This is a genomic window from Leifsonia shinshuensis (assembly GCF_031456835.1).
Taxonomy (GTDB): Bacteria; Actinomycetota; Actinomycetes; order Actinomycetales; family Microbacteriaceae; genus Leifsonia; species Leifsonia shinshuensis_C.
This window is the reverse complement of the sequence record NZ_JAVDVK010000001.1, coordinates 1,859,306-1,880,283: the sequence shown is the minus strand read 5'-3', so window position 1 is coordinate 1,880,283 and position 20,978 is coordinate 1,859,306. Positions and strand designations below refer to the sequence as shown.

At 69.1% G+C, this 20,978-nt stretch carries 17 protein-coding genes; 16 read left to right on the top strand and 1 reads right to left on the bottom strand.

What is annotated here, in order from left to right:
- Positions 1-53 precede the first annotated feature (53 nt).
- The 14 genes from J2W45_RS09215 to J2W45_RS09150 all read left to right on the top strand — a co-directional run bounded on the left by J2W45_RS09215 (position 54) and on the right by J2W45_RS09150 (position 14,657).
- Positions 54-278, top strand: a complete 225-nt coding sequence (locus tag J2W45_RS09215) for a hypothetical protein (RefSeq protein WP_310131017.1) — start codon at positions 54-56, stop codon at positions 276-278.
- Positions 279-554: 276 nt separating this feature from the next.
- The gene (locus J2W45_RS09210) at positions 555-2,219 is read left to right on the top strand and encodes a GspE/PulE family protein (RefSeq protein ID WP_310131015.1); all 1,665 of its coding nucleotides are present in this window, start codon (positions 555-557) and stop codon (positions 2,217-2,219) included.
- Between the two features lie 8 nt (positions 2,220-2,227).
- Complete coding sequence (locus J2W45_RS09205) at positions 2,228-3,826, top strand: PilT/PilU family type 4a pilus ATPase (RefSeq protein ID WP_310131012.1); 1,599 nt, start codon at positions 2,228-2,230, stop codon at positions 3,824-3,826.
- On the top strand, positions 3,826-5,052 hold the full coding sequence (locus J2W45_RS09200; protein ID WP_310131008.1) for a type II secretion system F family protein: 1,227 nt from the start codon (positions 3,826-3,828) through the stop codon (positions 5,050-5,052). Before J2W45_RS09205 ends, J2W45_RS09200 begins: the two co-directional genes overlap by 1 nt.
- A gap of 177 nt (positions 5,053-5,229) precedes the next feature.
- Positions 5,230-5,661, top strand: coding sequence for a type II secretion system protein (locus tag J2W45_RS09195; RefSeq protein ID WP_310131005.1), 432 nt, complete (start codon positions 5,230-5,232; stop codon positions 5,659-5,661).
- A gap of 101 nt (positions 5,662-5,762) precedes the next feature.
- Positions 5,763-7,121: a prepilin-type N-terminal cleavage/methylation domain-containing protein gene (locus J2W45_RS09190; protein ID WP_310131003.1), complete on the top strand. Its 1,359-nt coding sequence runs from the start codon at positions 5,763-5,765 to the stop codon at positions 7,119-7,121.
- The gene (locus tag J2W45_RS09185) at positions 7,118-7,795 is read left to right on the top strand and encodes a PulJ/GspJ family protein (RefSeq protein ID WP_310131000.1); all 678 of its coding nucleotides are present in this window, start codon (positions 7,118-7,120) and stop codon (positions 7,793-7,795) included. Before J2W45_RS09190 ends, J2W45_RS09185 begins: the two co-directional genes overlap by 4 nt.
- Entirely contained in the window at positions 7,795-9,552 is a 1,758-nt protein-coding gene (locus J2W45_RS09180; protein ID WP_310130998.1) for a hypothetical protein, read from the top strand. The genes J2W45_RS09185 and J2W45_RS09180 overlap by 1 nt, the downstream gene beginning before the upstream one ends.
- Before the next feature lie 35 nt (positions 9,553-9,587).
- Positions 9,588-10,382 carry a prepilin peptidase gene (locus J2W45_RS09175; RefSeq protein ID WP_310130996.1) on the top strand — a complete coding sequence of 265 codons (795 nt, stop codon included), beginning with the start codon at positions 9,588-9,590 and terminating at the stop codon, positions 10,380-10,382.
- 19 nt (positions 10,383-10,401) lie between these two features.
- Positions 10,402-11,448 (top strand): type IV pilus assembly protein PilM, encoded by a 1,047-nt coding sequence (gene pilM / locus J2W45_RS09170; RefSeq protein WP_310130994.1) that lies wholly within the window; start codon positions 10,402-10,404, stop codon positions 11,446-11,448.
- Entirely contained in the window at positions 11,445-12,176 is a 732-nt protein-coding gene (locus tag J2W45_RS09165) for a hypothetical protein (RefSeq protein ID WP_310130992.1), read from the top strand. The genes pilM and J2W45_RS09165 overlap by 4 nt, the downstream gene beginning before the upstream one ends.
- A 1-nt stretch (position 12,177) precedes the next feature.
- Complete coding sequence (locus J2W45_RS09160) at positions 12,178-12,888, top strand: hypothetical protein (protein WP_310130991.1); 711 nt, start codon at positions 12,178-12,180, stop codon at positions 12,886-12,888.
- A 90-nt stretch (positions 12,889-12,978) separates the two neighbouring features.
- On the top strand, positions 12,979-14,148 hold the full coding sequence (locus J2W45_RS09155; protein WP_310130989.1) for a DMT family transporter: 1,170 nt from the start codon (positions 12,979-12,981) through the stop codon (positions 14,146-14,148).
- Between the two features lie 14 nt (positions 14,149-14,162).
- Positions 14,163-14,657 (top strand): DUF6121 family protein, encoded by a 495-nt coding sequence (locus J2W45_RS09150; protein WP_310130988.1) that lies wholly within the window; start codon positions 14,163-14,165, stop codon positions 14,655-14,657.
- A gap of 17 nt (positions 14,658-14,674) precedes the next feature.
- Here the strand turns inward: J2W45_RS09150 and J2W45_RS09145 are convergent, their stop codons facing one another.
- Complete coding sequence (locus J2W45_RS09145) at positions 14,675-19,189, bottom strand: FtsK/SpoIIIE domain-containing protein (RefSeq protein ID WP_310130986.1); 4,515 nt, start codon at positions 19,187-19,189, stop codon at positions 14,675-14,677.
- 135 nt (positions 19,190-19,324) lie between these two features.
- Here J2W45_RS09145 and J2W45_RS09140 point away from each other — a divergent pair, with 135 nt between their 5' ends.
- Entirely contained in the window at positions 19,325-19,627 is a 303-nt protein-coding gene (locus J2W45_RS09140; RefSeq protein WP_310130984.1) for a hypothetical protein, read from the top strand.
- Entirely contained in the window at positions 19,624-20,976 is a 1,353-nt protein-coding gene (locus J2W45_RS09135) for a putative T7SS-secreted protein (protein WP_310130982.1), read from the top strand. The genes J2W45_RS09140 and J2W45_RS09135 overlap by 4 nt, the downstream gene beginning before the upstream one ends.
- Positions 20,977-20,978: the final 2 nt, after the last annotated feature.

Genomic DNA, 20,978 nt, shown 5'->3' with positions numbered 1-20,978 from the left:
CACGCCGGGGGCCTTCGTCGTCCCCGGGGCTCCGGACCTGGGAGGATGGGGGTATGTGGCGGCAGCTTCTCGAGTACACGGACGGCGTAGGGCGCGGGATGGTCGGCGCCGCCGCTGTGCTGCTGGTGGTCGCGGTGGTCAGCTTCGTCGTCGGGATCGCGCGGGCCGCATCCGGCAACGCCGCCACGACGCTGCCGTACTGGCTGACGACGATGGGATGCGCGGTCGTCGCCGTCGTGCTGGTGTACCTCGCGAGCCGACGCGGCAAGCTGCACTGACGCGTCACCGGCACTGAGCCTCAGCCGGCACTGACGCTTCACCGGCATTTCCGTGCGCGCACGCTCTGGTCGTTCCGCAGCGCCCGATCGAGGATGGTTCCACGCCCCGCGAGAGGGTGCCCCCCACCGGTGTGGCACCCTCTCGCGGGTCTGTTGCCCTGTTCCTGCCGCTGAATAGGGTGACTACGCCCAGCCGACCCGGAGAGTCTCGCCTCCGATCGGCGGGTCTGCCATCCCCCGACCCGAGCCGGCAGCCGCTTTCCGTAGGAGGTCCCTGTGGCGTCCATGACCGAGATCCTCATCCTCCACGGCCACCTGCCGATCGAATACCTCGACCGCGTGGCGACCGAGCCTGCTGCGGACGAATCCGTCGTGCGCGAGCTGATGTCGCGCGGCGCCATCACCCCCGCCCAACTGGCACGCGCCCGGGCGGCGCAGGCCGGCATCCCCTTCGTCGAGCTGGCCGACTACCCGGTCGACCGTACGGCGGTCGCGCTCATCCCCGGCTCCATCTGCCGCCGGCACTGCGTGCTCCCGATCGGGACGGCCGAGGGGATGATCGTGCTGGCGATGGCCGACCCCGGCAATGTCTTCGCGATCGACGACGTGCGCGCGGCCTCGCGCCTCAACGTCGCCCCGGCGGTGGCGGAGGAGTCCGACCTGCTGGCCGCCCTCGACCGCTACGTGCGCGCCGACGACGAGCTCAGCGACCTGACGTCGAGCCTCGAGGAGGAGGCGGCGCCCCAGGAGGACACCGCCGTCTCCGAGTCGTCGGACGACGACGCGCCGATCGTCCGGTTCGTGAACCTGCTGGTGAGCCAGGCCATCCAGGACCACGCGTCCGACATCCACATCGAGCCGGCCGAGCACGACGTGCGCGTCCGCTACCGCATCGACGGCGTGCTGCACGCCATGCAGTCCGCGCCGAAGAGCATCCAGAACGGCGTCATCTCGCGCCTCAAGATCATGTCGGACATCGACATCGCCGAGCGGCGCAAGCCGCAGGACGGCCGCATGTCGGTCGTGCACGGCGGCCGTCAGATCGACCTCCGCGTCGCCACCCTGCCGACGGTGTGGGGCGAGAAGGTCGTCATGCGAATCCTCGACAACACGAACACCGGCATGACGCTGACCGACCTCAACCTGCTCGAGCGCAACTTCGAGACGTACAAGGAGTCGTACTCGAAGCCGTACGGGATGATCCTGGTCACCGGTCCGACCGGCTCCGGCAAGTCCACGACGCTGTACACGACGCTCAATGCGGTGGCGCGACCGGAGATCAACGTCATCACGGTCGAGGACCCGGTCGAGTACCGCATGCCCGGCATCAACCAGGTGCAGGTCAACCCGAAGGCCGGCCTCACCTTCGCGAGCGCGCTGCGCAGCATCCTGCGCTCGGACCCGGACGTCGTGCTCCTGGGTGAGATCCGCGACCACGAGACCGCTCAGATCGCGATCGAGGCGTCGCTGACCGGCCACCTCGTGCTCTCGACCCTGCACACCAACGACGCGCCCAGCGCCGTCACGCGCCTGACCGAGATGGACATCGAGCCGTTCCTCGTCGGCTCCGCCCTCGACTGCGTTGTCGCCCAGCGTCTCGCCCGCCGTCTCTGCGACCGCTGCAAGCAGCCCGGCGCGTACATGCCCGACGACCTCCGCCGCCTCCGCTTCCCGATCCCGGTGGACGCGGCGCCGCCCCAGCTGTTCGTGCCGGTCGGCTGCCCCGCCTGCTCCAACACCGGCTACCGCGGCCGCATCGCCGTGCACGAGGTGATGGCCGTGACCGAAGACATCGAGCGTCTCGCCGTGGAGCGCGCGTCCAGCGCCGAGATCGCCCGAACCGCACGCGAGCAGGGGATGCTGACCCTGCGCGAGGACGGCTGGGAGAAGGCCAAGCTCGGCCTCACCTCCGTCGAAGAGATCCTGAGAGTGGTCGCCTAGGAGGGCACATGACGAACGACGAGAGCTGGGGCGGCTTCCCGCCGCCGGTCGACAAGCCGGTGTACGAGATCCCGGTCACGCCGCCCGGGGCGACCGCCGCAGGCTGGGCGCCGGGCGCGGGCGTCCCGCTCGCCGCGCCGCCGACGTGGGGTGCGCCGGCGGATGCGGTGCCGGCGGAGCCGGTGGCACCTCCGGTGTCGTACGCGCCGGAGCCGACCGCGCCTCCGGTGTCGTACGTGCCGGAACCGACCGCGCCTCCGGTGTCGTACGCGACTGGACCGACCGCGCCGCAGCCTGCTCTCACCTGGGATCTCGACGCCGCCACGCCCGCCCCGCGGCTGGTACCCGGCGGGCGTCGCGCCGCTCAGACGGCGCCCGCCGCCGAGGCGAGCCGTCCGAAGGTGTTCGACGAGGACACCTCGACCCTGACGCCCGCGGAGCGCGAAGCCCTCGAACGCGCGGATGCAGAACTGGTCGACGCCCTCCGTCAGGTCGTTCTCCAAGGCGCCTCGGACCTCCACGTCACGGTCGGAGCGCCTCCGATGGTCCGCATCGACGGGTCTCTCACACCGGCGGGGCCAAGCGCCCCGTGGGGCACTGAGCGCACACTCGCCGCTCTCATGAGCCTCCTGACGGAGCGCCAGCAGGAGGTGTTCAAGCGCGAACTTGAACTCGACTTCGCCTTCACCATCTCAGCGAACTCCCGATTCCGCGTCAACCTGTATCAGCAGCGCGGGTCGACCGGCGCCGCGTTCCGACTCATCCCGACGGAGATCAAACAGCTCCGCGAACTCGGCGTCCCCGAGCAGATCGGACGCTTCGCCTCGCTGCCGCGCGGGCTCGTCTTGGTCACCGGTCCCACCGGTTCCGGCAAGTCCACTACCCTGGCAGCTCTGATCGACCTCGTGAACTCGACGCGTGCGGACCACATCGTCACGGTCGAGGATCCCATCGAGTTCATGCACACCCACAAGAAGTCGATCGTGAACCAGCGCGAGGTGGGTCACGACACACACAGCTTCAATAACGCCCTCAAGCACGTGCTGCGTCAGGACCCCGACGTCATCCTGATCGGCGAGCTCCGAGATCTTGAGACCATCTCCGTCGCTCTCACGGCGGCTGAGACCGGCCACCTCGTGTTCGCCACTCTCCACACACAGGACGCTCCGCAAACGATCGACCGTGTGATCGACGTCTTCCCCCCCCACCAGCAGGGGCAGGTGCGAGCGCAGCTCGCCGGCACGCTGCAGGGCGTGGTCTGTCAGACGCTGGTCAAGCGGGCGTCGGGCCGCGGCCGAGTCGTCGCCACCGAGGTGCTGATGATGACGCCGGCGATCGCGAACCTCATCCGCGAGGGCAAGACCTACCAGATCGCCTCGGCGATGCAGGCAGGCCGTGGCGACGGGATGCACACCATGGATCAGCACCTCGCCGACCTCGTCGACAGCGGCATGATCACGCGCCAGGCTGCCCTCGACAAGGCGCACGATCTCGAGAGCATCCTGCGCCTGATCCAGCGCGCCGAGTCGCCAGGCGACGCCGCCTCGCGCGCCATGGCGGTCAGCGGACCCGACTTCGGCGACAGCTATTCGGCAGGGGTCCGCTGATGGCGTCGACCACCACCTACACATACCGGGGGCGCAGCGGCACGGGTCGCCTCGTCAAAGGCAAGCTGGACGCTCCCGGGGAGGCGGCTGTCCTCAGCCGGTTGCGCACCATGGGCGTTTCGCCCATCGAAATCGCCGAGGCTCCCGCCGCGACGGGGCTCAACCGCGACGTCAATCTGTCATTCGGTAGCGGAGTGAAGCTGAAGGACCTAGCGGTGCTCAGCCGTCAGATGGCCACGATGACGGGTTCCGGCCTGTCGCTGCTGAAGACGCTGAACATCCTGGCCGAGCAGACCGAGAACAAGCGTCTCGCGGCGACGATGCGCGATGTGTGCACAGATGTCGAGTCCGGTGTCTCCGTCTCCGACTCGATGAAGAAGCACGCGGAGATCTTCCCTCCCCTGATGATCAACATGGTCCGGGCCGGTGAGACCGGCGGCTTCCTCGACAGCGCCTTGGATTCCGTGGCGGCGAACTTCGAGAAGGAGGTCAAGCTCCGCGGGACGATCACGTCCGCGCTCACCTACCCGGTCATCGTGCTCATCATGTCGATCGTGGCCGTTGTGGCCATGCTGCTGTTCATCGTCCCTGTCTTCGAGAACATGTTCAAAGGTTTGGGCGGCACGCTCCCGCTGCCCACGGAGATCCTGGTCGTCGCGTCTCACGCGATGGTTTGGATCGCCCCGGTGCTGCTGGTCGGCATCATCGTCGTCGCAGTCTGGTGGGGTCGGAACAAGCACAAACCCGAGGTCCGCCGGCGGGTGGACCCGGTCAAGCTCAAGATTCCCGTATTCGGCAAACTGCTGAAAAAGATCGCTGTCGCCAGGTTCAGCCGGAACTTCGCCAACATGATCTCCGCGGGCGTCCCGATCTTGCAGGCCCTGAGGATCGTCGGCGAGACTAGCGGCAACTGGGTGATCGAGAACGCACTGGTCGATGTTGCGGAGTCGGTCCGACAGGGCGAGTCGATAGCCAAGCCTCTCGCCGACCATCCGGTGTTCCCGGCGATGGTGACGCAGATGGTCGCAGTCGGTGAGGACTCCGGGGCACTGGAGACCATGCTCAGCAAGATCGCCGACTTCTATGAGCAGGAGGTCGAAGCCGCGACAGAGCAGCTCACAGCGATGATCGAGCCGCTCATGATCGCCTTCCTCGGTGTCGTCATCGGCGGCATGGTGATCGCGCTCTACATGCCCATTTTCCAGATCGCGACGCTGGTCAAGTGACCGTTCACATCCGGGCTGTCACCTGAACGGGAACCACCCGAAGTGGGGCGGATTTTAGCGGCAATTGCCCCCTTTTGCGGGATTCTGCTGGGAATTTCCCCGGAAATACCATCAACACGCCGGACGGGGTCTCGTACCGATCGGCTAACGACATCTCCCGACCGATTGGACACTGCAATGTACTTCCGACTCATGGGCAAACTGAACGCCCGTCGTAAGGGCCTCCTGGAGGAAGGCGAGAAGGGCTTCACCCTGATCGAGCTCCTCGTGGTGGTCATCATCATCGGCATCCTCGCCGCGATCGCCATCCCGGTGTACCTGGGCATCCAGAACAACGCCAAGGACAGCGCTGCGAAGTCCGACCTCACCAACGCGAAGACGGCCGTGGTCGCGTACCAGACCAGCAACAGCGCACTGCCCGCCACCATCGACGCAACGACCCTCGGTCAGTACGGCTACAGCGGCTCGAGCGTCGCCTGGAGCCCTTCGGCCCCGGCGGCCACCGCGACGACCTACTGCCTCGTTGCAACGAGCGCGGGCGGCAACAAGTTCTACACGACGGACAACTCGGGCGTCTCGGCCGCCAATACCAAGCCGACGGGATGCTGACCTCGGTCGCATAACGCAGCACACGACATCGGGGCGGGGGAGCAGCGATTCCCTCGCCCCGATGCCGCATCAGACTCGCACTCCACCCGAAGGAGGTGAAGATGTTCCGCAGATCCCCCGCTGTCGACGACGACTCGGGCCTCACCCTGATCGAGGTGATGGTCGCGATGTTCATCTTCGGACTCATCTCCGTCGGTATCGCCGCCTCGCTGACCAACGCCCTCCAGCTGACACGTGACACCCGCGCCCGCGAGATCGCGACGAACCTCGCGGCGCAGGAGATCGACCTGGACAGGTCGGTCAAGGACGTCTTCTCGGTGACCGACACCTCCTGGACCACCGTCGTCAACAACACCACCTTCACGATCGCCCGCAACACGGACTGGGTGTCCACGGACAACAGCTCCATCGCCTGCGGTGCGGGAGGCGGCACACTTCAGTACAAGAAGGTGAACATCAGCGTCACGTGGCTCGGGATGTCGCCGGCCAGCGCGCCGGTGCGGTCGGACACTCTGATCGCCCCGAACAGCCGCATCAACGACCCCACCCTCGGCACCATCATCGTCTCTGTCCGATCCGCCTCGGGTGCGGGAACGCCCGGCGTCTCGGTGACCGTGAGCCCATCGAGCCCTGCGGCCGGGGCCGTCGCGCTTTCGGCCCAGCCGCCCGTCACGGATGCGGACGGCTGCACGTACGCGCTGAAGGTCACACCGGGCAACTACGACGTCACGTTGTCCAATACCAACTATCTGGACATCGCGCAGAATCCCGCCCCGGTGCTCCGGAATGTGCAGGTGACCGCAGGCGCAGCCGCGCCGGCGCCGTTCACCTACGACAACAGCGGTGTCTTCACTCTCAACTACGGCTCCGGCCCCGCCCTCCGGCCGACGAATCTCAAGTTGACCTTCGTGAGCGTCATCGGCGGCCCGTATGTACAGACCGTCGGCACGAACGCCTCCAGCAGGCTCTTCCCGTTCACCGATGGGTATGCCACTCTCGCCGGCGCGTACGTGCCGCCGGTCGGCTCGGCGCCCAGCTGTGTCGACGTCGACCCAGCGCAGTGGACGACGGCCGCTCCGGACGGAGCGGTCGGCCATCCGGCGAAGACCGCAGCCGCCCTCCCCGGTCAGATCGTCCCGACGCAGCCGATCAACATGGGCATGGTGACGGTGTCCGGTCTCGCGGCGAACACCTTCATCACCGCCGTCTCTCGGGCGCCCATCGCCGGAACCGGGGATCCGGGCTGCTCGACCGGTGACGTCTACACATTCCCCAAGATCCCTCTGGCGGGCTCGGCGACGATCGCGCTGCCGTATGGCACGTGGACGCTCTACACCGGCACGACGTCCGGCAGCACTTCGAACACCGTCCCCACGTCCACCATCGCCTTCGTGACCCGTGGTGTTGCGACACCACCGCAGAACGCGATCACCCTCGACCCTCGGACGGTCGGACCATGATCACCCGACGCCACCCGAAGGCCGACGACGGCTTCACGATCGCCGAGATGCTTGTGGCGATGGCGATCCTCGGGTTGCTCCTCGCCATGGTCGCCGGGTTCTTCTCGCTGACGACGAAGGCATTCACACAGAATCAGCAGATCGGCGGCAACGCCAAGTCGGCCTCGAACGTGATGAACGAGATCTCCCGGATCCTGCGGGCCGCCACAGAGAACCCGGTCAGCGGTCAGGCGCTGAACGATCCCGCTTTCGTCAGCGCCACTCCTGAATCCGTCACCGTGTACGCCTACGTAAACCTCGCCTCCTCGCTGGAACAGCCGGTCAAAGTGCAGTTCTCGTTGGACGCCAAGCGGAATGTCGTCGAGACGAAGTACGCTGCGTACTCCATCAGCCCCGGCTACTGGGGTTTCCAGACCTCGCCGAGCTCGGTCCGGACGCTGGGCGGGACGGTGGTGACGCAGACCGGCTCCAATCCGTCTCTGTTCACCTACCTGGGTGTGGACGGGACAGCGATCGCCATCCCGGCGGGCGGCTACACGACGAACAATCTGCGGAGCATCGCGGCTGTGCGCGTCACTCTCACCGTGAGCGGGACGGCAGCGGGCAACTCGTCCAACGTGACCCTGCAGAACACGGTCGGCCTCCCCAACCTGCCCCTGGCGAGGACGCTGTGATGCGCCTGAGCAGGGCGCTCGGGCGCAGCGCCGGAGGAGCACCGCGCGACGCCGGCATGGCGCTCGCCTCGGTGATCGGGATCGGCACGGCCTTGTTCCTGCTCGTCGGGGTGACGCTCACCGCCTCGCTCGGCGGCCTTCGCAAGTCCAGCAGCGACCAGGACTGGAATGCCGCGATGTCGGCTGCCTACGCCGGCGTCGAGGACTACCAGGCGAAGCTCGCCAACGACAACACGTACCAGCAATACGGCAACTCGGCCGCTGCGTTCAGCGCGACAAGCACATTCACATCGCCCAACGGCAATCCGGCGTTCGGTGTCGGGACGACCGGATCGTGGGCGACCGTGCCCGGCAGCGCCAACCGCGCCTTCTACCGGTACGAGGTCGACAACTCCAAGTACTCCACGTCGGGAACCTTACGACTACGGTCCACCGGGCTGGTCGGCACGACCACGCGTTCCATCGTCGCGGACCTCAAGCAGTCCGGCTTCATCGACTTCCTGTACTTCACGGATTACGAGATCCAGGATCCCGCGACCTCCTCCACTGCGTGCACGCCCGCATACGCCTGGGCGGTCGCCAGCCGACCTAACTGCACCACGATCCAGTTCGCCGCTGCGGACACGATCAACGGCCCCGTGCACTCGAACGACACCCTGCAGATCTGCGGCACCACGTTCAACAACATCGTGACGACGGGGTACAAGCCGACCTCGGGACCGGCATACATCATCCCCTCGGGATGCTCGGCGGGCACCTTCGCCGTCAGCGGCTATCCCCGGTACAGCCCCGTCGTGGCCATGCCCTCCACGAACACCCAGATGAAGCAGGAGACGCGCACCGACCTGACGACGGTCCCGCGGCCAGGCTGCCTCTATACGGGACCGACGACCATCACTTACAACTCCAACGGGACGATGACGGTGCGCAGTCCCTGGACCCGGTACACCAACGTCCAGGGCGATCCCCCCGTCACCGGCAGCGTCAGCTCCCAGTGCGGGACGCCCGGGTATGCCAGCTCGGGCACCCTCGGGAGCCCGGGAGGCCAGACGATTCCTGTGCCCGCCAACAACCTCATCTTCGTGCAGACGGTACCGAGCGTCCCCGGTGACCCGAACTACACGGCGCCCGGTACCTATCCTTCGAACTTCACGTGTTCCAACGCGTCGGGCAGCACCGGCACCAGCAATGGTCTCGGCTATCCCGCCGTGAACGAGAAGGCACCCTCGTCCTCCACCTCGGCCCCGTCATACGGTTGCCGCAACGGAGATGTCTTCGTGAAAGGCACGGTACACGCCTCCACGACCGTGGCCGCAGACAATTACGTATACATCGTCGACGACATCACTTATGTGGACCCGCAGGCCGACATGCTCGGGCTGGTCGGCCAGAATGCAGTCTGGGTATACAACCCGGTGGATGCCTACGGGAACCTCCTCGACAACTCGACCAACGGTCTCGAGATCGACGCGGCCATTCTCTCCGTGGCGCACACGTTCCAGGTGCAGAACTACACGGCCGGCAAGAAGGGCACACTCACCGTGAAAGGTGCGATCGCCCAAAAGTTCCGCGGCCCGGTCGCCCAGTCCAGCGGCGGCACGATCACGACCGGCTACGCCAAGAACTATGTCTACGACGCGCGTCTGCAGTACACCGCGCCTCCCAAGTTCCTCTCTCCCGTATCGACGACCTACGGCACCACCGCCGTCGTCGAGGTCAAGACCGCGTTCGCGGCGAATGGAGCCGCTATCCCATGACGATTCCTGCCTTCACCGTCTTCGCGATCGCGGCCATGGGCGCCTTCGGCGCGATCATAGGTTCGTTCCTGAACGTGGTCGCGTATCGCGTCCCGATCGGCAAATCGGTCGTCCATCCACCGAGCGCGTGCCCGGACTGCGGCCACCAGGTGCGTGCCCGCGACAACGTCCCGGTCCTGTCGTGGCTCTTGCTCCGCGGCCGGTGCCGCGACTGCCGCTCAGCGATCTCATGGCGTTACCCCGTGGTCGAGGCGGCGACGGGCGTCTTCTTCGCGGTGGTCGCGTGGTGGAGCTGGACGACGGGTCCGGGCGCGGCTCAGCTGCCTGGCGCTGCCGTCATCCTGGTCGCCTACCTGTGTTTCGCCGGCTTGTCGGTAGCGCTCGCCCTGATCGATCTCGACGTGCACCGGCTGCCCGATGTGCTCGTCCTTCCGGGCATCGCCGTCGGCGTCGTCCTGCTCGGCACGGGAGCGATACTGACGGGCGACCTCGGTGCACTCCTGCGCGCGCTCGTCGGCGCGGCCGGCCTCTTCGTCTTCTACCTGGTCGTCGCGCTCGCCAAGCCGGGCGGGATGGGGTTCGGCGACGTCAAGCTCGCCGGCCTTGTCGGTCTGTTCCTGGGCTTTCAGGGCTGGTCCGCTCTTCTGGTCGGCGCGTTCGCCGCTTTCCTCGTCGGCGGTGCGGTTGCGATCGTTCTGCTTGCACTTCGTCGCCTCGGGCGGCGCGACGGAATCCCTTTCGGGCCATGGATGCTGCTCGGCGCCTGGCTCGGCCTGTTCTTCGGCGAACCGATCGGCTCCGCCTATCTCACACTCATCGGTCCGCGCTGACGGAAGCAGGAGACGCATCATGGTCAAGAGAATCACGGGCATCGATATCGGGTCGACATCGATCCGCGTCGTCGAGGTCGAAAATCCCGGACGCGCGAATCCCAGTCTGATCAGGCACGCGTCTGCCCCGATCCCTCGCGGCGCGGTCGTCCGGGGCGAGGTGGTCGAGCCTAATACGGTCGCGGCCTGCCTTCGGCAGCTGTGGTCCACACAACGTTTCAGCTCGAAGAGGGTGGTCCTCGGCGTGGGCAACCAGCGCGTGCTTGTCCGCGACCTCAGCGTCACCGGGGCTCCACGCGAGCAGATCCGGGAGTCACTGCCGTTCCATGTGCAGGACCTGCTTCCCGTCCCCGTGTCGGAGGCGCTGCTCGACTTCTATCCGATCGGCCCGAATCCGGCGAACCCCACCGAGGTGAATGGGCTGCTGGTCGCGGCCGTGAAGGATGCGGTGCTCGGCACTGTCCGGGCGGTTGAGAGCGCGGGCCTGAACACCGCCGAGGTGGATCTGATCCCGTTCGCCCTGAGCCGTGCGCTGGCTCCCGCAGACTCCGGAGGCGCCGCCAACGTCGTCATCGAGGTGGGTGCGACGGCAACCACGGTCGTTATCGAGAGGGGCGGCATCCCTCAGTTCGTTCGCATCATTCCAGCCGGCGGCGACGATCTCACCCGCGCGCTCGGCAGCGAACTCAGCCTCGAAGAGCCCGAGGCGGAGAGCCTCAAGCGGACGCTGGGGCTCGCAAAGACGGTCGAGTCGCCCGACCAGCAGCGAGTGGTGGAGATCATCTATCGGGTGACGGGCGAACTCCTCACGAGCATCCGCAACACCGTAACGTTCTTCGTGAACACCCGCCCGGACCAGCCGATCGGGCGCGTGGTTCTCAGCGGCGGGGGAGCGCAACTGCCCGGCTTCGCCGCGGCGCTCGCCGAGATGACCCGGCTCGAGGTGACCGTGGGCGACCCGCTGGGCCGGTTCACACTCACCCGCAAGCTGTCCGCCGCCAAGCTGGCGGCCGAACGTTCCCAACTGACCATCGCCCTCGGGCTCGTTCTAGGGAGTGCAGCATGAGCATCGCAGCGAGCTCAGGCGCGGAAGAGATGAAGGGGCGGACTAAACGCAAGAGTTCGGGTCCTCCGAGCAAACCGCCCACCGCGCCCATTCTGGTGCTGACGGCGCCCCGTGTGGACCTTCTCCCGCCCGAGATCAAGGCTCAGCGGAAGGCCAGAGGCGTTCGCCACCTCCTCGTCTACGTCGTGGCCGGCGCCCTGGTGCTGGTGATCCTCGGATCGGTGGGTGCGACGGCGTTGGCCGAGTCGATGAAGTCGAGCGTCGTCGATGCGCAGCAGCAGACCGCCACGATCCTCAGCCAGCAGAAGCAATTCATCAAGGCGCAGGATGCTCAACGCCAGGTCGCGCTGCTCAAGGCCGCGCAGACAAGAGGCGCATCGACGGAGATCGATTGGAGCTCGTACATCGATCGCATCCAGGCCGCGCTTCCCGCGGGTGTCCTGGTCGCCGGATTCAATATCAAGTCGGCCTCGCCATTCGAGGTCTTCGAGCAGCCTTCTTCACCGCTGCAGGGCCTGCGCGTCGCAACGGTGGACCTGCAGGCCGTGAGCGCAGAGATCCCGGATCTCGCTGACTGGGTGACGGCGCTGTCCGCTCTTCCCGGCTACAGCGACGCGATCCCCGGCACCACAAGCCGGGACGACACGACCGGCTTGTACCTGTCCAATGTGACACTCCACCTGAACTCCGCCGCGTTCGATGGCCGGTTCGCCGAGAAGGGCAAATGACATGAACGCGACGCGACTCTGGACTATCGGCGCTATCGTCCTCGCGGCAGCCATCCTCGTCGGCGGCTGGTTTCTGGCCATTCAGCCCCAGATCTCCGCTGCCTCGGATGCGGCGGCGGAGAGATTCACGGTCGACCAGGCGAACGCAGTCAACCTGGCCAAGCTGGCGAAACTCAAGCAGGATTATGCGGACATGCCCACCATCGACAAGGAATTGGCGTCCCTGCGTCGCTCGGTCCCCACGGACACGGCGGACTACCCCTCGTTCATGAAGGATCTCTCGGCGGCGGCCGCTGCCGATTCGGTGACGATCACCTCGATCACCTTCTCCGACACGATCCCCGACCCGGGCCCCGCCAACGGTGCCTCCACGCCGGACGCGAGCGGCCCCTCCACGTCGACGGCCACTCCAGCGCCGACCGCTTCGCCGACCGCTTCACCCGCGCCCGCGGCTCCGGGCGGGACGGCCGCCGCGAACGCTCCTCTGCTGGTCGCGACTCCCGCCGTGGTGACGGTGAAGGGGTCGTGGACCGCGGTTCGGGCTTTCCTGAAGTCGGTGCAGACCGGCAGCCGGCTCTTCCTGGTGACAGGCGCTAGCCTGCTTCCTTCCGACAACGCCGCCGCTGTGGAGGCGAAAGTCAACGGGTATATCTACACAGTTCTTCCCAAGGGGAGCGGCAGCACTGCGATCACGGCCCCGGCGAACAAGTAACTCGGGCCTCCGGTCCCGCCTCCCTGGACTCCCGCCGCCCCGTTGCTACAGTGGGCGCAACGGGCCCGTCGGGCCGATGGAGGAGCCAGGATGAGCGACACGCCGGAGACCGCGCCCAAGCGCGAGACCTACGAGCCCGCGCCCGACGCCGAGCGGGTCGCCCCCGCGACCGCCCCGGCCGAGTCGGCCGCCGCGGAGCCCAGCACCGACACGGGTGCGCAGGTCGTGGAGCCCCCGTCGAGCCCCGTGTCCGCACGCGGCCACCTCAACCGCCCGGCGGAGGAGGAGACGGCCGCGAACGCGGGCGCCCCCGCCGCCGTCCCGGCAGCCGCCGTTCCGGCGCCCGCCGCCGAGCCCGCGCGCCCCGCGGCGATCTCCGAGCCGGAGCCCGTCGTCTCCACCGACGACGACGTCGCCGCCGCCGTCGCACGCAACAGCGCCCAGCCGGGCGCCGCCGGCGCCACCGCCGGGGGCGACGCGACCGTCGACACCGCGTCGCCGACCGAGTCGGCCACCCCGGTGATCGTCGCCGCCGAGGCGGCCAACCTCCGCCAGGCGCAGGACGCCCCGACCACGGCGTACCCCGCCGCCTCGGGCGGCGAGACCGCCGGAGTCGCGACCGCCGCCGCCGGAACGGCCGCCACGACCGCCGCCCCCGCGGCCCCGCAGCCGGTCGCCCCGATCTACCTGCAGCGTCCCGAGCCGCCGAAGAAGAAGAGCAACCGCGGCGTCGGCATCCTGATCGCCCTCGTCGGCACCGTCGCGTTCGCCGTCCTGTGGGCCGCGGCCGTGCTCATCGTCGGCTCGCTGCTCACCCCGAGCGACGAGTTCGTCCCCGCGCTGGTCCAGTTCTTCACCGGCGGCCTCCGCGGGTGGGCTCCGGTCGTGGCGTTCTTCATCGGGATGGTCGTGCTCATCCAGATCCTGAACCGCGCGCGCTGGTGGGCCTACATCCTGGGCGGCCTGTTCGTCGCCGTCTTCGTCTACCTCGTCTACATCGGGGCCGGGCTCGTCGACGCGCAGTACTGGACGCGCACCTCCAACGAGTTCGCCATCCTGATGCGCAGCGCCTGGGTCAACCCGTTCGCCGTGCTCGCCGGTGTGATCGCCCGCGAGATCTCCATCTGGACGGGCGCCTGGCTGGCCGGGCGCGGCCGCAAGCTGAAGGCACGGAACGCGGAGGCGCAGGCCGACTACGAGCAGCAGGTGGCCGACACCCAGAACCAGGCCGCCGCGGCCTACGCGTCTCAGGGGTACTGATCCGGAGGTGACGGATGCGTGACGACCGGGCCTACGCCACCGTCGTCGCGTTCTTCGCGGCGGGGCTCTACCTCGCGCTGCTCGTCGCGGCGTTCGGGCTGATCTCGCTCGCCACGGACACGGATGTCATCGGCGATCCGCAGGTGGGACCGCTGGTCGGCCCCACCATGGTGATCGCGGCGGCCGTCATGCTGCTCGTGTTCCTCATCGTGCTCGGTACCCGCGTCCCTGCCGACCAGCAGCGCGTGTCCCCGGGCGTCGCCTTCGGCGTCGGCGTCGCCTGCTACGCCGTGTTCATCGCCGCAGGCGGGATCGCCGGCGCCTTCGGCGACCCCGGCGACCCGCTGCACTACTTCCTGTTCGCCCTCTCACAGCTGGTCCGGTGGCCGTCGATCACGGCCGGCGTCGCGGCGTTCGCCGTGACGCTGCTCTACCAGCTGGTGCTGGTGGGCCGCTTCCGCCAGCGCGGCCGCCCCCGCTGGCCGTGGGAGCGCGACGAGGACGAATAGCCGGCGCGCAGAGTCCGTCAGACCCGCACGCGAGCCGGAAGCGACGCATCCACCAGCGGCACCTGCACGCGCGTGAAACCGCCCTTCTGGATGAGCACCCCGCGGCCCGGAGGGAACTCCGACCGGTTCAGCCGCGGCAGCGGCGTCTTCAGCAGGAGGTCGCCCTCGATCGAGTCCGGCTGCAGCAGCAGGCCGCGGCGGCCGTTCTTCACCTCACCGAGCAGCGGCCAGGAGCTTCCCCACGCGCTGGTCTCCGCTTCCGCCACGAGCAGGTGGTCGCTGCGCCGCACGGCACGCACCAGCTCGACGATGGCCGAGTCGGCGGGCGTCTGCAGGAAGTCGCCGATGCTCTCGACGAAGACGGCGATCCGTCCCTCGGTGTCCGGGTCCGCGACGGCGACGGCGAGGTCCTTGGCGAGCTCCGCCGCGTCGGACGGGGTGAGCGCGCGGTCCGTCCACATCCCCGAGCCGGCGAGCGGCGAGCGCGCGCTTCCGACGTAGTAGAGCCGCGTCTCGGCGTCGAACCGGGCGACGGCGTCCACGATGGCGGCGAGGGCCGTGGTGCGACCGCTGGCGGGCGGCCCCGCGAGCAGCAGCGTCCCGGACGGCTCGAAGCCGAGCGGCCCGAGGTCGAGGTCGCCGATGCCGAGCACGGGGAGGCCGTTCGTGCTGTCGGGCAGGGTCGCGGGCAGCAGCTCGGTCGGCATCGAGCCGACGGCGGGTGCGGGCGCGATGCCGGCCCGCTCCATCGCCTCGGCCAGCCGGCGCACCGCCTCCGACTGGTCCGCGACCGCGCGCGAGCCGCCGAGCACGGCGACCTGCGTCTCGTAGCCGTCGACGATCGCCCGTCCGGGAGGGGAGGCGGGCGAGAGGATGTCGCCGGGCACGTCGAGCATCCCGTAGCCGTCGTCGGCCAGCCGCAGCACCACGCGCCGCTGGACCAGGGACCCGATGGCGGTCGGCACGGCGCCCGCGCGGTCGCCGGTGAGGGCGACGTGCATGCCGAGTCGCCGGCCGTCGGCCAGGATGTCGCGGAACACGTCGTACCACTGCGAGCGGCCGGCCGGGATCTCGAAGTCCTCCCGGAAGCCGGGGAAGCCGTCCACGAGCAGCAGGATGCGCGGCTCGTCCAGCCGCCCGGTCAGCGACCGGTACTCGGTGATGTTGGAGGCGTTGGCCTCGGCGAAGCGCGGGCCGCGGTCCTCGAGGGTCTCCTTCAGCATCCGGAACAGGCGGATGATCCGCTCGGGGTCGTCGCCCGGGATGATGGAGCCGACGTGCGGCAGCTTCTCGAGCATCCGCAGGCTGCCGGCCCCGAAGTCGAGGCCGTAGACGTGCACCGGACCGCCGCGCGGGGTGATCGCCGCCGCCGATGCCAGGGTGCGCAGCACCGTCGACTTGCCCGACCCGCCGGTTCCGTAGACGGCGATGTTGCCGTCGAGGTCGGGCTGGAAGTACACGGGCCGCTGCTCCTGCCGGTCCGGGATGTCGGCGACGCCGAGCAGCAGCTCCGCGTCCGTCCGCTGCCGCAGCAGCCCCAGGTCGTAGGCGGCGGCCAGCTCGTCGAGCCACGGGCGGCGCGGGGCCGGGATGTGCGCAGCGGCCTGAGCGCGGACGATCGACGCCACCAGCCGTTGCTGGTCGGTCGGACCGAGGTCGCGCTCCGGCTCCTCCGCCGGGCGCTCCTCCTCCCAGCGCACCTCGCCGCCGAACCGCAGCTCGGCGACCTCCACGCCCGCCCGCTCCGGCTCGCGGGTGGTCCAGCCGCCCGCGTACGCCGACTGGAAGCGGACCAGCCGCCCTGGGCCGGTCTTCGCCATGCCGCGGCCGGGGATGCCCGGGTCGAAGTGGGCGGCGTCGGCCACACCGACGACGTCCTGGCTGTCGGACTCGTCCGCCATCCGCAGGGCGATGCGCAGGTTGGTGTTGGCGCGCAGGTTGTCCTTGATGACGCCGGCCGGCCGCTGCGTCGCCATGATCAGGTGGATGCCGAGCGAGCGTCCGCGCTGCGCGATGTCGACCACGCCGTCCACGAACTCCGGGACCTCTCCCACCAGCGCCGCGAACTCGTCGATCACGAGCACCAGGGCGGGCGGGCTGTCCGGGTCGCCGCGCTTCTCCAGCTCGAGCAGGTCCTTCGCCTTCTTGCGGTTGAGCAGGTGCTCGCGGTGGTGCAGTTCGGCGCGCAGGCTGGTCAGCGCCCGCCGCACCAGGTGCGGACTGAGGTCGGTGACCAGGCCGACGCAGTGCGGGAGGCTGACGCAGTCGGCGAAGGCGGACCCGCCCTTGTAGTCCACGAACAGGAAGGTGACCCGATCCGGGCTGTACTCGGCGGCCATCCCGAGCACCCACGCCTGCAGGAACTCGCTCTTCCCGGCGCCGGTGGTCCCGCCGACGAGGGCGTGCGGCCCCTGGGTGCGGAGGTCGAGGTGCATGGCGTCGACACCGGCGGAGCCGATGGTCGCGCGCAGCGTGCCGGGACGGCGGCGCACGGGTCGGGCCCCCGAGCTGCGGTCGTGGATGGAGGCGTTCTGCCGCCAGCGGTCGACCACCGCGTTCGACGACTCGGCCAGCTCGTGGCCGAGCAGGGTGACGAGGGAGATCGAGCGCGGCAGGTCGCTCGCGTCGGCGACCAGCGCCCCGGCGTCGATCACGGGCGCCATCCGCTTGGCGTAGTCGAGGGCTGTGGCGGCGCTGACCGGCTCGGTGACGACGTCGTCCACCGTCTCGCCGAGCCGGACGAACCCGGCGCGGGCGCGGTGCGGCTGGTCGGTGTGCTGGAGGTACGTGCGGCAGACGGCGGGGAGCGCATGCACGTCGTCGGAGACCCAGATCGGGAAGACGCCTGCGTCCGCCGCCGACTCGGCCAGCTGCACCAGGCGCGCGCGGTCGACGGCGACGTCGTCGGAGATGACGACGACGACCGCCGGAACCGGGGACGGCGTGCCCTCGGCGGTCTGCGATCGCCCGACGTCGGCGCCGCGTTCCAGCGCGGCGCGCTCCTGCTCCATGGCTCCACGGCGCTGCGGGCCGCTGCGGGCGGCCGCCAGCCGCTCCTCCACGAGTCCCTCGAGCGCGCTCAGCACGCCCGCCGCACTTGACGCGCTGTCGGCGAGGTGGGCGCCGGGCAGCGGGCTGTGCGGGGAGGACGTGTGCGGCATCCACTTCAGCCAGCCGAGTTCGCGCGACCAGCGCGGGGAGACCAGCGCCGCGACCGCCAGCTCGGCGGGGGAGTGCAGGGCGGTGAGCTGCACGAGCACCGAGTTGACGGAGCCGGCGATCAGCTCGGCGGGTCCGGCGATGCCCAGGGCGCCCGACTCGTACAGGTTGTCGAGCACGGGAACGTCGTCGACGCGCTCGTTCGCGGCGATGACCGCGTCCAGCCGCTCCTGGAACTCCGCGATCAGCTCCGCCCGGTCGACGGCCTGGACGCTGTTGCGCGACCGCATCGAACCGCGGCCCAGCTGCAGGTTGAGGAACGACCAGTGCTCGGGGCGCCGCGTCCACAGCAGTGGTCCGCGGCGCACCGCCTCCGAGAGGGCGTCGGCGGTGGTCGGCGTCTCGGCCTGGCGGAGCTCGACCTCCACGCGGCGCTCCTGCTCCAGCTTGGTCGAGAGCGCCTCCAGCCGCTGCTCGAAGAGCGCGATCTGTTTCTTCAGCTTCCGCTTGCCGCGGGTGCGGCCGCTGATGTAGTTGCCGACGAGCATCACCGGCGACAGCAGCACGAACAGCAACGTCGTCGGCTGGTGGGTCAGTGCGAACATCGCGCCGCCCAGCAGCAGCGGCGTGATCATCGCGAGGAGGGGGAACGGCGGGTCGTCCTTCTCGCCCGGGACCTCCGGCGCCTGGAAGACCTGCCCGGCGTAGCGGCGCTCCACCCGCGGCGACCGGTTGAAGAACACCGGGCCCGCGGTCGGCGTCGCCGCCGGGAGTTCCGACGCCGCCTTCACGTCCAGCTCCACCTCGGTGTCGCCGATCAGGAGGGTCTCGGTGCGGCGGACCGTGAAGCGGGTGACGAGGCCGCCATCCACCACCACGCCGTTCGCCGAGCCGAGGTCGACGACCTCGACGCCGTCGCCGGCCTCGAAGCGGACGTGCCGCTTCGAGACCAGCGGGTCCTCCAGCACGATGTCGCACGACGCGTCGCGGCCGAGCACGGTGGTGCCCGCGCGCAGCGGGAACGAGGCGCCCGCCTGCGGCCCGCTCAGGATGCGCAGGGTCGCGACCACGGGCACGTCGCCGAGCTCGGGAGCTGCGTAGTGCAGTCCGGCGTCGGCCAGCGCGACCGTCGCGCCGCTGCCGATCCAGGCCTCGCCGACCGGGGCGTCCGGCGGCAGCACCAGCGGGTCCGCCTGCCCGGGCAGCTGGGCGCGCAGCGTGAGCGCACCCGGTGCGGCGACCGGGCCGGTGCGCCGCGGATCGATCCGCGCGATCGTCGCCGCGACCTCCGAGATGCTGGCGGCCGCGTCCGCCGTGACGACGATGTCGTCGCTGCTCCCGGAGGGCCGGGCGAGAGTCAGTTTCAGTCGCACCTCTGCACCATACCCAGTCCCCTCGCGCGGGCGGATGGGGACCGCTCCCCATCGCCTCCCCGCTGGACCACCGGTACGTTGCTGAAGGCAGGATGACCGGAGGACCCGGCGCCGTGGACCGACAGGGGAGGAACAGTGTCCGATCTCGTACTCAAGCTGGACGAGCTGGTGCAACTGCGCGACGACCTCGACGCCGTGGTGCGCGAGTTCCAGAACGCCGACGACTTCAGCGACTCGGTCGCCGACGCGACGGGACACGACGACCTGCACAGCCACGTCCGCGACTTCGCCCACAAGTGGAACGAGAAGCGCAAGGACATGACCGAGAACGTGAAGAACGTGCAGCAGGTCATCGCCGCGGTCGCCGACAACTTCACCAAGGTGGACGGCGACCTCGCCAAGGCCCTCGACGACACCAAGAGCGGAGCGAAGAAGTGAGCGACCGGGAGTTCCAGCCGCTGACCGGGGATCCGGACGTCCTTGAGGCGAAGGCCCGGCACTACCAGTCGATCGGCGAGGCGATCCAGCGCTCCGTGAAGGAGCTCAAGAAGATCCACGACCTCGACGGCTACAAGTCCCAGGCCGTGTCCAAGCTGCAGGAGATGTCGCGCGACACCGCCGACGACATCGACAAGGCCAAGGACCGCTACTCCAAGACCGCCAGCGCGCTCCTCACCTACGCCGGCGAGCTCCGTGGCGCGCAGGACGACGCCGAGAAGGCGATCACGCTCATCCAGCAGAAGCAGGGCGACGCGGACGCTGCGCACAAGGCGGCCACGACGGCGCACACCACGGCAGAGAAGGCGAAGCCCGAGGACGCCTCCACAGCCGGCAAGGCGGCGGACCAGGCGGACGACGCAGCGCGCGCCGCGAACGCCGCGCTCCAGGCGGCGCACCAGGCCTGGTACGACGCCCGCGACCGCAAGAACCGGGCCGCCGAGAAGGCGGTCGACGCGATCGTCGACGTCGTCGACCACCACAACCACGGCCTCAAGAACCCCGGCTTCTGGGACAAGGTGATGGATGTCATCGAGACCATCGGGGACATCGCCGGAATCCTGGCGATCTTCTTCGCCTGGGTCCCCATCCTCGGCCAGGTGCTCGCGGTGATCGCGCTCGTCGCCTCCATCATCAAGCTGGTGGATGCGGTGGTGAAGTTCGCGAACGGCGAGGGCAGCTTCCTCGACATCCTCGGCGCCGCCGTGACCGTCGTCCTCAGTGTCTTCGGCGGACGCATCTTCAGCTTCCTGGGCAAGGCGGCGCGGATCAAGGCGCTGGCCCGCGTCCCCCGGACGGTCGGGGGCGTGCACACCAGCCCGAACGCCATGCTGAAGGCCCAGATCGGCAAGCGCCTGATGAAGTCGGCGACCAAGAAGCTCTTCGAGAACCCGGCGAAGGATCTCAACATCTGGAAGGCGGCCGGCGACTCGGCGGCGGCGCAGCGCGAGGCGTACCAGGCCCTGGTCGCGAACGGCGCCGACCGGGCCAAGGCGATGCGCGCCCTCCTGGGCGTCGACCAGAACGTGGTCCGCGCCGTCACGCACGACGTGAAGGCGCGGGAGCTCAACCCGCTGACCGTGGTCGCGGCCTACCACCAGGGCTCCGCGCTCTACAACAAGGGCGTCGAGCTGGTGAACCTGCCGGGCAAGGTCGACCTGGTCGTCAACAAGCTCGACGGCGGCCGCAACCACACCGACCTGCCGCAGTTGCCGAGCGCCGACCTGCAGAAGTTCGTGCTCGGCAAAGCCGACACGTACGCTCCCACCTACAAGAGTCACAACGGCTGAGG